8 protein-coding genes are annotated in these 12422 nt (G+C 57.4%); 5 read left to right on the top strand and 3 right to left on the bottom strand.

Annotation, left to right across the window (positions count from 1 at the left end; genetic code table 11):
* Nucleotides 1–54 precede the first annotated feature (54 nt).
* The 5 genes from SELIN_RS08785 to SELIN_RS08770 all read left to right on the top strand — a co-directional run bounded on the left by SELIN_RS08785 (nt 55) and on the right by SELIN_RS08770 (nt 7277).
* Nucleotides 55–1062, top strand: coding sequence for a Fic family protein (locus SELIN_RS08785; RefSeq protein WP_013506312.1), 1008 nt, complete (start codon nt 55–57; stop codon nt 1060–1062).
* Nucleotides 1063–1206: 144 nt separating this feature from the next.
* A complete protein-coding gene (locus tag SELIN_RS08780; protein WP_013506311.1) occupies nt 1207–2592 on the top strand; it encodes a DUF262 domain-containing protein in 1386 nt (461 codons plus the stop codon).
* On the top strand, nt 2576–4594 hold the full coding sequence (locus tag SELIN_RS08775) for a DUF262 domain-containing protein (protein ID WP_013506310.1): 2019 nt from the start codon (nt 2576–2578) through the stop codon (nt 4592–4594). Before SELIN_RS08780 ends, SELIN_RS08775 begins: the two co-directional genes overlap by 17 nt.
* A gap of 120 nt (nt 4595–4714) precedes the next feature.
* Nucleotides 4715–4879 carry a hypothetical protein gene (locus tag SELIN_RS15250; protein WP_198007075.1) on the top strand — a complete coding sequence of 55 codons (165 nt, stop codon included), beginning with the start codon at nt 4715–4717 and terminating at the stop codon, nt 4877–4879.
* Nucleotides 4860–7277 carry a TOTE conflict system archaeo-eukaryotic primase domain-containing protein gene (locus SELIN_RS08770; RefSeq protein WP_041726009.1) on the top strand — a complete coding sequence of 806 codons (2418 nt, stop codon included), beginning with the start codon at nt 4860–4862 and terminating at the stop codon, nt 7275–7277. The genes SELIN_RS15250 and SELIN_RS08770 overlap by 20 nt, the downstream gene beginning before the upstream one ends.
* Nucleotides 7278–7291: 14 nt before the next feature.
* Here SELIN_RS08770 and SELIN_RS08765 read toward each other — a convergent pair whose 3' ends face one another.
* The 3 genes from SELIN_RS08765 to SELIN_RS08755 all read right to left on the bottom strand — a co-directional run bounded on the left by SELIN_RS08765 (nt 7292) and on the right by SELIN_RS08755 (nt 12206).
* On the bottom strand, nt 7292–8665 hold the full coding sequence (locus SELIN_RS08765; protein WP_013506308.1) for an ATP-binding protein: 1374 nt from the start codon (nt 8663–8665) through the stop codon (nt 7292–7294).
* Nucleotides 8666–8820: 155 nt separating this feature from the next.
* A complete protein-coding gene (locus SELIN_RS08760; protein ID WP_013506307.1) occupies nt 8821–9870 on the bottom strand; it encodes an integrase core domain-containing protein in 1050 nt (349 codons plus the stop codon).
* Nucleotides 9871–10487: 617 nt separating this feature from the next.
* Nucleotides 10488–12206, bottom strand: coding sequence for a methyl-accepting chemotaxis protein (locus tag SELIN_RS08755; protein WP_013506306.1), 1719 nt, complete (start codon nt 12204–12206; stop codon nt 10488–10490).
* Between the last annotated feature and the right edge of the window lie 216 nt (nt 12207–12422).

The raw sequence follows: 12422 nt of genomic DNA, 5'->3' as shown, positions 1-12422 counted from the left end.
CAACCGCATGACCCAGGCGATCACCTGTATCGAAGAAGCAGCCAGGGAGGCGACATGAAATATCAGCCACCCTATACCATCACCCTCGAGATCCTGAACCGGGTCGCCGCCATCAGCGAGGCCATCGGGCGGCTGACCGTGCTCACTGACCAGGCGAGAGCCTTGCGGCTGCGGCGTATCAACCGTATTCGCACCATTCGCGGTTCGCTGGCCATTGAAGGCAACACCCTGAGCGAGGCGCAGATCACCGCGATTCTGGAGGGCAAGCGGGTCATCGCCCCGCCCCGCGAGGTGCAGGAGGTGAAAAACGCCCTGGCCGCCTATGACCGCTTCGACACCTGGAAGCCCGGTGTGGAAAAGGACCTGCTGGAGGCGCACCGGATTTTGATGTCCGGCCTGATCGACGAAGCGGGACTGTATCGGCATGGCGGCGTGGGGGTGATGGCGGGCCAACAGGTGATCCACATGGCCCCGCCCGCCGACCGGGTGCCGCAACTGATGGGTGACCTGTTCGGCTGGCTGGCCGCCACCGACGCCCACCCGCTCATCGCCAGTTCGGTCTTTCACTACGAGTTCGAATTCATCCACCCCTTCGCCGACGGCAACGGCCGCATGGGGCGGCTTTGGCAGAGCCTGATCTTGGCTCGCTGGAATCCCCTGTTCGCCGACATCCCGGTGGAAAGCCTGATCTTCGAGCACCAGGCCGAGTACTACCAGGCAATTCAGGAAAGCACCCAAAAGACCGATTCCGCTCCTTTTATCGCCTTCATGCTGCGGATGATTCTGGATACCGTGACCATCTCTGCCCCCCAAGTCAGCCCTCAAGTCGCCCCCCAAGTCGGCGAGCTGCTGGCGGAGATCCGGGGCGAGATGGGCCGCGAGGCACTGCAATCTGCCCTGGGGCTTTCGGATCGCAAATCCTTCCGCGAGCGCTACCTCAAACCGGCCCTGGCCGACGGCCTGATTGAGATGACCATTCCCGACAAGCCCAACAGCCGCTTGCAGAAATACAGACTCACCGACAAGGGCCGCCAGTGGCTGGCGCAGCATGGTAATGAATAACTTGCGACAAACTCGTGACATGGCTTGTGACATCAAACGGGTGCAGAACTATGTCAAAGGGGTGTGACAGCCTGGAGCAAATAGCTGGATCTGTGAGGATAATGAATAAAATAATGGTTATATTCGCGGCAAGGAGAAGGTGATATGAACGTAGTGGCCACGCCTCTTCAAAAAGGGATCATCTCTGTCCGCCAGCTCCTGGCCGCCCCCAATCTTGCCATCCCCCAATATCAGCGCCCCTACAAATGGACCAGCCGCCACGTCGGTCAGCTCTTCTCGGATATCGGCGCTTTCAGAGACAAGACATCCTACCGCCTCGGTACCGTAGTCTTCCATCTCGATGACCGCCAGAAGAACATCGTGGATGGCCAACAACGCACCATTACCCTGATGCTGGCGGTCCATGCTTTGATCCGATTGCGCCGCGACAGACTGGAACGTAACGACCTTAAAGAGCAACTGGATGAGCTTGAACGCAAAATGCCCGTCCCCTGCTTTGAGAGCGATATCTCCAAGGTGAACATTCACGCTAACTACCTTGAGATCGCCCGCATCATCGACCGTGCGGATTTTGATGAAGAGCAGATCAACTTCCTGCTCAACCGCTGTGAGGTCGTCACCTTCACCCTGACCGATATCTCCGAAGCCTTCCAGTTCTTCGATTCCCAGAACGCCCGGGGCAAGGATCTTGAGCCCCATGATTTGCTCAAGGCGTTCCACCTGCGTGAGTTCAGCAGCCACGAGGACCATCTGAAGAGGGGCACGGTGGCCAAGTGGGAGAACAGCGAGACCGCTGAGCTGTCGACACTTTTCGCCCAATACCTGTACCGAATCCGCAACTGGACCAAAGGGGAGCCCGCCAGGTACTTCGGCAAGGAGGATACGGACCTTTTCAAGGGCGTCAACATCGAGACCATCTCAAACTACCCCTATATTGAACACCTCCGGCTGGCCCACCATTTCGTTGACCACTACAACGGGGGTTACGAGCGGAAGATTGATGGTCACACGATGGCTTTCCCTTTTTACCTCGACCAGATCATCATCAACGGCCGCCGCTTTTTCGAGATGACGGATCACTATCTTGGCGAAGTCGGTTGGGCCGTTGATACCAAGGCTTTGCAGAAGCGCATCGGCAGGGCAGGCCTCAACGGATTCGCCCAAAGAGTCTTTGCGGCAGTCACGTCCTACGAAGGCAGGAATCGCACCGGTGACCGGTATGTCCGGGTGATGTTCGACTGCCTGCTCATCTATTACATTGACAAGTTCGGGTTTGCCGAGATTTCCCGGGCAATCGAGAAAATTTTCATCTGGGCTTACAGTCTGCGTCTGCAGATGCAGGTTCTCCAGCTCGCCAGCATGGACAACTACGTCCTGGAGAACAACCTTTTCAAACGGCTCAAGGATGCCACCCACCCCGGCGACTTTTTGGGGTACAGCCTGCCGGTTGTCACCCAGAACCGTTCCAGCAAAACCAAGGCGATTGAGAAGCTGTTCAAGGAGATGAGGTACTATGAACAACCACATTGACCAGCTCTCCGTCCAACATCTTCTCGAAGGCGATGTGCTCTACCGAATCCCGATGTACCAGCGGAACTATGCATGGGATGAGGGGGAGATCACCCAACTTATTCAGGATGTTATCGACTACAGCAACAGAGAACAGCATTACTATATCGGAACGTTGGTGGTCTTTGAGCGGCCAACCGCCAATGGCGCTACCGTATATGAGACCATAGACGGCCAGCAACGACTCACAACCCTGTCTCTCCTGGTATCGTTCCTGAAAAATGAGGGGAAACCCGACGTCTCCTGGTATAGCCGTCTGGCGTTGGACTTCGAGTGCCGGGAGCATTCTCAGCGGACCTTCTCAGCAATATTTGCTAATCACACCGATACGTTGCCGTCGGATGACATCAATTCCGCCATTCTCAACGGGTATCGAATCATCCAGAAAGTGTTGCCGCAGAAGCTGGCGGAGCATAACGTTTCGGAGGCTGCCTTTTCCGGCTACCTCTTCGAGAAGGTCCAGATCATGCGGGTCACCGTACCCCACGATACCGATCTGAATCACTACTTCGAGATCATGAATAACCGAGGAGAGCAACTTGAAAAGCATGAGGTCCTCAAGTCGCGTCTTCTGGAGGTGCTGAATCGAATCCCGGACGAGACGGAACGAACGAAAAGCAAGGACTGTTTTCATCGCGTTTGGGAAGCCTGCGCCAATATGGAGAAGTACGTCCAGGCAGGATTTGCTCCGGAGCAGCGGCATGAATTGTTCGGGCGTCAGGACTGGGGCCAGTTCTTGCCACAGGATTTTGATGATGTTCAGGAGGCTGTCGCCAAAGGCTCCCGAGTAGGGGGAGGAGACGTGGTCGCCATGACGCTCACGGACATTCTTTCTCATGTTGGCCAGGCGGATGGGGAGTCATCTGGGGGCGATGACGAGGTTTCCGAACGGTTCAATTCCGTTATCAACTTCCCGAACTTCCTTCTGCATGTTTTGCGGGTCTCCACCGGCAGGGACATTCCTCTCGATGACAAGCGCCTCATCGCCATATTTGAAGAGGAGTTGCTCAAAAAGGACGATCCAGATGAAGTGAAGGAATTTGGGTTCGCCCTGCTGAAATGTAAATTCCTGTACGACCACTACATTCTCAAGCGGGAGTTCATCCGGGGGACGGATGGCTGGAGCCTGAAACGCTACAAGTGGTCCGATGGCGGGCAGAAGAGGCGCTCCGAGAAAGGTTACTATGTTAATACCTTTGGGGAAGAAAACGGCCAGGATGATATCAACCGCCGGATTCTTATGCTCCTGGCCGCATTTCACGTATCGACTCCGACGCTTGTTTACAAGCACTGGCTCAATGCCGCATTGAGCTATTTGTTTAGAAAGGGCAAAAAAAATCAAAGCCTGTACAGGGGGGAAGAGTTAGCCGCTGGTCACTATCTAGGCTATTTGAAAAGAGCGGCGAGGGCCTTTGTTTTTGATCGGTTCCTTGGGGGACATAGCGATTCGGGCTACTACCAGATTATTTATGACCGATACGGTAAATGTAAATCGCAACCAGACGTATTATCCGAGGCCAATCTAAGTAGCCGGTTGTCATTTGGGGAAATAGAGAACAACCTGGTGTTTAACTATCTCGACTATTTGCTTTGGTTGAAGCACAAGGATTCTGACCCTGTCATCAAAGCTTACGAGTTCACATTCCGCAGCTCTGTGGAACATTACTATCCCCAGAATCCGCTTCCGGGGCATGACACATTGCCAGCCGACACACTCAACTCTTTCGGAAACCTCTGCCTGATCAGCCACAGCAAGAACTCCCGTTTGAGCAATTTCATGCCGCAGGCGAAGAAGGAATACTACCGGAACAACACCATCGACAGCATCAAACAGTACTTGATGATGAACGAAGATCCTTGGGATGAGGTAGCTATTAACCAACATTACCAGGCGATGAGAGAAGTTTTTCGCGATGATCTTGATGTCGAAGTGAAAAGAAGACTCAGAAAGAGGAGCCAATAGACATGCCCGAAAAACCTCGCCCTGAGAGGCTGACCCAGAACCGTGTCGTTGGGCTCTTTACCGATGCCTCCCGGCCGGATTGCTAAGGTTGCTCCTCCCTGGGAGATTTGAAGCGGGCTATTGCAACGCTTGGTGCGCATGTTCGAGCAGGCGCTTGAGCCAAGCGAGCAGGAAGACTTTGTCGAGCGGCTTGAACGTGTCCGGAGTGAAGGCCACAACTGGGGCTGGGGCGTTGGCGATGACATGGACGATCTGATGGCGGAGTATGGATTTGCCGAAGAGTGACAAGAGCCCGAATGAACACGATGAACTACGGCGTCTGCGCGAGGAGAACGCCCGCCTCAAAAATCTGCTGACCCAGCACGGTATCGCCTGGGAAGAACCTGCCATCCCTGAACCTGTCCCCGACCCACCTGAATTCATATCAGTCCCAACCCAGTTCACCACCGACGACAAGATCGCCCTGTTCCGCCGGCTTTTTCGGGGGCGGGAGGATGTCTATCCGCAGCGCTGGGACTCGGCCAAGGGCACGTCAGGCTATTCACCAGCCTGTGGTAACGAGTGGAAGCCCGGCATCTGCCACAAGCCTCGGGTGAAATGCGGCGACTGCAACCAGCGCCAATTGCTGCCGGTGACCGATCAGGTGATCTATGACCATTTGGCAGGGAAACAGACCATCGGCGTCTATCCACTCCTGAGCGACGACAGCTGCTGTTTTTTGGCGGTTGACTTCGATGAGGCCGACTGGCGGGAGGATGCCAAAGCTTTCATGCAATCCTGTCGCGAACTCGGCATTCCGGCGTCGCTGGAGATTTCCCGCTCCGGAAATGGCGCTCACGCCTGGATCTTTTTTGCCGAGCCGGTTCCGGCCCGCGAGGCCCGGCAGCTCGGGACCGCACTGATCAGCCACACCTGCGACCGCACCCGGCAATTATCCCTGGCCAGCTACGATCGGCTGTTTCCCAACCAGGACACCATGCCCAAGGGTGGCTTCGGCAATCTGATCGCGCTGCCCCTGCAGAAACAGCCGAGGGAATCAGGGCGCAGCGTCTTCGTTAATGAACAATTGCAACCCCATTCGGACCAGTGGGCTTTTCTGTCATCCATCCGCCCCATGTCCCGGCGGGACCTGGAAGACGCCATCCTGCGGGCCAGCGGCAGCCGCCATCCCCTGGATGTGGCCTTTGTTGCCGGGGAAGAAGACAATAAGCCATGGCAGCGTCCTTCACCTGTGCCCGCAAGAATTACCGGTTCACTACCGGAATCGCTGATCTTGGTGCTGGCCAACCAGGTTTTCATCGCCAAGGCCGATCTGCCCCAGCCGCTGGCCAACCGCCTGATCCGACTCGCAGCCTTCCAGAATTCGGAGTTCTACAAGGCCCAGGCCATGCGCCTGCCGGTGTGGAACAAACCGCGCATCATCGGCTGCGCCGAGAATTTCCCCCAGCATATCGGCCTGCCCCGTGGCTGCCTCGATGCGGCACTCGACCTGTTGCAGGAGAATGACATCCATCCGGAGCTGCAGGACGAACGCCTGGCCGGACGGAAAGTGACGGCCAAGTTCACCGGGACCTTGCGCAAGGACCAGAAGGCAGCGGTACGGGAGATGCTCAAACACGAGGTCGGCGTACTCTGTGCCCCGACGGCCTTCGGTAAGACCGTCACTGCAGCAGCCCTGATCGCCCGGCGTAAGGTCAGCACGCTGGTGCTGGTCCATCGCACCGAACTGCTGCGGCAGTGGCAGGAACGATTGACCGGATTTCTTGAGTTCCCGAAAGGAAGCTTGGGCGTCATCGGCGGCGGCAAGAAGAAACCGTCCGGCAAGATCGACATCGCCGTCATGCAGTCTCTTTCCCGTCGGGAGGATCTTGGCGAACTGCTCGACCAGTACGGGCAGATCATCATCGACGAATGCCACCACCTGTCGGCCTTTTCCTTCGAAGCGATCCTCAAACAAGCCAAGGCGAAATTCGTGGTGGGCCTGACAGCCACACCGATACGCCGCGACGGTCATCAGCCGATCATCTTCATGCAGTGCGGGCCTATCCGACATAGCGCCGCCAGACCGGAAACCGCCCCGGCGCAACTTGAAGTATGGCCGAAGGTGCTGCCCGCGCCGGAGATCCCGCCGGATTCACCGATTCAGGATGTGTTCCGCATCCTTGCCAACGATGCGACCCGCAACCGCCGCATCGCCGGGGATGTACTGGCCGCCTACCGCGAAGGACGAAAGGTGTTGGTGCTTACCGAGCGAACGGATCATCTGTCGCTGTTGCGGGAGGCGCTGGGGGATGAGGTCGAGAACTGTTTCATTCTGCATGGCCGCTTGTCGAAGAAGCAGCGAACGGCTGTGTTCGCGGAACTGGATGCGTTGGATGAGTCGGCACCGAGGGTGCTACTCGCCACCGGCCGCCTGATCGGTGAAGGCTTTGACCATCCGCCGCTCGACACCCTGGTGCTGGCCATGCCGATATCCTGGAAGGGAACCTTGCAGCAATACGCGGGACGCCTGCACCGGGAACACGCCGACAAACAGGATGTGCGCATCTACGACTATGCCGAGACCGATCATCCCCAGCTCAACCGCATGTGGGACAAACGGCAGCGCGGCTATAGAGCCATGGGGTACGAGATCAAACCGATGGAGACCGTAGTTTTAGGAAACGGCACGAACCTAAAATAAGCCGAGCCGCTATTTTAAATTCGTGGTTCTGTCTCCAACAGAAACCGCCAGACCGGCACGACCTGAATGGTGCCGAAGCCCACGGGGATGGTCTCATCGGTGCGCCAGGTGACGATGGTCCCCTCCGCCACCGCCAGCTCGACCATGGCTTCGGAGAGGGAACGCACTTCGCTCTGCCTGACGCGGGGATCGGCCAGCGAGGCGCAGACCTGGACCAGCATGATGGCTTGTTCTTGCCCCGGCACTGAAGGCAGCAGCGCGACAAGGTCCACCTCTCGGCCTGTCTTGGTCCTGTGGTAGAAGATCTCCGGCGTCACCCGGCGCAGCGCGGTGAACACCAGATTCTCCAGCAGGCTGTTGCGGTTGGTGAGGATGCCGGAGCTGACCGAGGCCGCCAGGGCGTGGTCGATGCAGTAGACCTTGCGGGGATTGACGCTGATCCGGGTCGGCGAGTTGGAAAAGATGTTCACGCTGAACAGCAGCCCGGCATCCTCGAACGCGACGAGCCAATCGACCACCGAGCTTTTGCGCACCCGGTGGCCGAGGGATTTCAGGTAATCGGTCAGGTGACTGATGGCATAGAAGAAGCCGGTGTTGTCCACCAGCCAGTGGGCCAGATCGATCACCGCCCGAGGGTGGGAGATGTTGTGATGCCCGATGATGCTGGCGAGGATGGTTTTCCAGTTCGCCTGATGGGCTTCAACGCGCTGCTGCTGGTCGCGTCGGTTCACGCCGGGGAAGCCGCCGACCTGCCAATAGTCCTCGAATGCCTTCTGGATAGTCAGCCGCTGCTTGGTGGATAAGGGGCCGTCGCTATCGATATCCTTGCCGTCGAGGAATTCCCGGAACGAAAGCGGGAAGATCTCCCAGGAGACGATCCGTCCGGTCAGAGGGCTGGCGGTTTCCTCCTCCGGTGCGGGCAGCAAGGACCCGGCGACGGTGACCTCGCACTTTTCGGTGCGCATCAGGCGCTCGATGAAGAGCTGCCAGTGCGGGAGCGCCTGCACTTCGTCGAAAAAACAGTGAACCGTCTCGCTGCCGCGTTTCTGCGGATGGAGCTCGAAGTACGCCTCCAGGATGAGGTCCGGATTTTCATGCCGCAGCCAGTAAAGCCGGTCGTCGGCCAGATCGAGAGAGAGGATGTTCTCACGGGGCACCCCTCCCTCGATCAGCTGCCGGATACGCTGGCGCAGCAAGATGGTCTTGCCGCTCCCCCTGACGCTGGTGACCACCGAGACCTTGCCCGGCAGACTGCCAATGGCGATACGCCGGGGCAGCAGTTCGCCCGGCGGCTCAAGTTCCTCGTATTCGCGGATGATTTGTTTCAGGCATTCGATCATGACATGGCCCGGTGCTCCCTGTTCGTTTTGGCAATCGGTGTCATTCATGCTTGGCGTGCCGGAAAAAGCAAATGGTTTGTCGAACCGGGAAGCGATTCCATTCGATTCCGTTTTTGGAAACCGAACCGCCGTCCGAAATCTTTTCCGGAAGCAATACTACTTTGCGGAAAACGGGCGCGGATGTTACATCGAGGAAGTGTGGTTTACGCCGCTTCCCGCTCATACCAGGCGACAATGCCGCCGAGCCGCTCCTCTCGCTTGACCGGACCAGCGGATGTGCGGCGGAAATCGGCGGAGATGACGTTATTGCCCGTGCCCTGGTGGGGCCGTTGGGTGTGGTAGTAGTCAAGCCAGACGCGGTTGATGTGGGCCAGTTGGCCAAGGCCAAAGCAGACGAAGTGGTTCAGGCACTGGTGCTTGCAGGTGCCGATGAAGGATTCGCAGAAGGCGTTGGCCTGCGGCGCTTTCGGCGGGATACGGATGCAGCGCACCCCGGCTCGGTTCCAGAAGGCGTCGAACTGCTTGGTGAACTTGGTGTCGCGGTCGTGAATCAGGTATTTGGCCTCGATGCCGTGGTCATCGAGCCACATGGTCATATTCCGCGCCTGCTGCATCACCCAGGCCTCGTCGGGATGAAAGGTCGGCTGGCTCAGGTAGACCCGGCGGCTGCCGAGATGCAGGAAGACCAGCACATAGGCGTCGAACCTGCCGCGAAGGGTGTAGACCGGCTTGGTGAAGAAGTCGCAGGCCACCAGCGATTCCATGTGGGCGCTGACGAACTTCGACCAGGGAAGGTTGGGTTTGCTCTTGGTCTTCTCGGGAGGCGGCGGACAATCGGAGCGCTTCAGGATGTCGCGGATGGTGGTGAGCCCCACGGAAATGCCAAGTTTCTTGAGCTCGCCGAGGATGCGTTTGTAGCCCCAGGAGATGTTCTCGGTCGCCATGCGCAGGATCAACGCCACGATATCCTCGGCGGTGCCGGGACGTCCGGCCGGTTTCGGAGTGCGGGTCTTGGCCCTCGGACTCAGCCAGCGCCGATAGATTTGCGGCTTGACCACCAGCATGACATCGGCGACGTCGTGGTTGATCTCGTTTCCCAGCCGCAGCAGTTCGGCCCGCTCCTCCGGGGTGGGGACAATGCGCTGGTCGTCGATCCGGTCGCGCAGCATCCTGATCTGGAACATCAGCAGCTGCATCCGGACGTCGTATTTCGGCAGGAACCGATGCGCCAGAAAGGTGAAAAGAACGAACATTACGGCTTGCGAAGCAAACGGAACGCGAGCCGCAGGCGAGTCCCGAAGGGATGCCACTGCGAAGCAGGGCACAAAAGATTGAATTTCATGCCCAACCTACGGTACCGCACAGGATGCACATCCTGATGATTTCAATAGTGTTTAAGCGGTGCATATGTTTCCGCACCCCTAGGAAGGACCCGGTTTCGACCCTCCGGTAAAACGAGTCGAAAAAAGGCCGACAATCCATGCCACGGATCGGGTGAAATTACAACGAAACGATGTCGCTGGGAGGCAATAAGACTGGAAAGTTGGAGCGTTATTTTCGGTATCCTGCCGGACTGTAAACCCGTTACCCTCGTCCGGTGCCGGGACCACGGCTTGCGAAGCAAACGGGGCGCGAGCCGCAGGCGAGTCCCGAAGGGATGCGACCGCGAAGCGGCGCACAAATCTGGGGAGAAAATCGTTTCTCTGGTCCGGTTGTCGGGAAGTGGTTATGTGAGATGACTTCGTCGTTTATTATCAAGGAGTTACGAGGAGCGCGGGCTTTGAGACTGTTTTGCGCCAGGTCGGCGTTCCCTCCACCATATTCATTATCCCAGAAAAAATACTCCATTTCCTCTGCATCGGGCCGCCGTTTATCCGGCCCGTTTGCCCGCCTGTTCGGTGCAGCCACCAGCAGGTTGCGCGAAGTCCGTTGACAGCGGAGTCGGTACAAACGCCAGCTGCCTGGTTTCTTCATCATTCTGCCTGATTTCAAAGAAAGCTACGCTGGTCTGTACGTCGGAGGCCAGCACGGCCAGTTGACTTGAGGAGCGCGAAACTTCCTCTGTTCCCTTTGCCGTCTGCTCAGACGTTATGGCGATTGTCTGGATATCCTCGGTAATCTGCTCGGCGGTAACCGCCATCTCTTCCACAGAGGCAGCACTTTGATCAATAAGGTGCTGCAGGCTCTCCATCCCCCCAATAATTTCCGTAAATGCGCTGTCCACCTCCTGGGCGAGGGAATTGCCATTCTGCGCCCTGTCATTGACCTTGGTCATGGATTGGACAACCTGATGAACTCCCTGTTGCATGCCCATGATGATGGTTCTGATTTCACTGGTGGAAAGGGTGCTGCGCTCCGAGAGCTTGCGGATTTCATCGGCGACGACCGCGAAGCCGCGCCCGGCATCACCGGCCCTTGCCGCCTCTATGGCCGCGTTCAGGGCAAGCAGATTGGTTTGATCGGCAATATCGTTAATCATGCGAATAACTTCCTGAACCCGGCCTGCTTTTTCCTCCAGGGAACGGGCACAGGTGGTAGCTTCATCCACGTGGCTGGCGATGGTGACCATTTCGGTGGCCGACAGTTTCACTTTCTCTTCGCCCTGCTTTGCCAGGCGTAAGGCCGCGAGTGTTTTTCCCTGTATATCAGCCATATTGCTGGAAATACTCGCCGACGTCTGAGACATTTCCAGCGAAGCGCCCGCAATCTGCGAAGTGCGCTCAGTCTGCAGCGCCATGCCGGTGCTCATTTGCGTTGACGCGCTGCTCAGCTGCTCGCTTGCCGTTGCAACCTCGGTCGAGGCCATGTTGATCTGCCCCACGGTTGCGCACAGGCTGGTAACCATCCTGTTCAGTGAGTTGAGCAGCATCCCCACCTCGTCGCGCTTGCGGCTGGAGATGGTGCGGGTGAGATCTCCGCTGGCAACGGCGTGGGCAAATTGCACCGCCTGATTCAGGGGCAGTGTGATGGTGCGCGTGATAAGCCACCCGGACAGCATGCTCACCAGAATCGCCAGACCCAGAATCAGCATCGTGATCGCAACATTCATCCCATAGCGGTCATGCGCGCTCTGGTACTCCGCAAAGGCAATATCCAGCTGCGCATCCACCAGCTCCGAGAGCTTATTGGTCAGGGGTTCAATTACCTGATAGAGCTCGTGCCGGGCAAAAGTGGTCAAAGCCTGCTGGTTGCTTTCCTGCAGGATGCCCTTTAATTTCTGCACGCTCTCAGCGACAATGGGCTTCAGGGGGAGGACTTCCTGAAGGATCTCACGCTCGGCCTCGGTAAAATCGCGGGCGAGATACTCCGACCAGAACTCCTCGATCTGCTGCTCAGCCTCCTGCACCATGCGCAGGGCCGTAAACATGGTGATGTTGCCATTGCGGGCCTTGTGGGTGACGTTGACAATATTGAAGGCATACAGATCGGATATGTGTTTCAGGTCGCGCAGTGGCACCACACGGTCGTGATAGATTGTCTCCAGCCCATCCTGGGTCTGCCTGATACCGTGAAGGCCCACCAGTCCAACAGTGATTAAAAAAATCAGAAAACACAGGACAAGAAGAATCTGCTTTGAGACTATTCTCATTGCTCCCCCTCGAAAGATAGAATTCCCGGATGGCGATAGCCGCGCACCCCGGGAAGGTAACACCAATAAACTTCACCTGCTGTAAATTTTCAGTAAACTTTCCGAGCCAGGATATTGCCATATGTGCGGATTCCCAGCGCATTGGGGCTGAAATGGAGCCAGGTATTTTGTGGTTCTGTCAGCGTCAAACTTCTTGACACCCGCCCCGCTTCATCA

Origin of the sequence: Desulfurispirillum indicum S5 (assembly GCF_000177635.2) — a bacterium.
GTDB lineage: Bacteria > Chrysiogenota > Chrysiogenetes > Chrysiogenales > Chrysiogenaceae > Desulfurispirillum > Desulfurispirillum indicum.
This window is presented reverse-complemented; position numbering and strand designations above follow the sequence as displayed.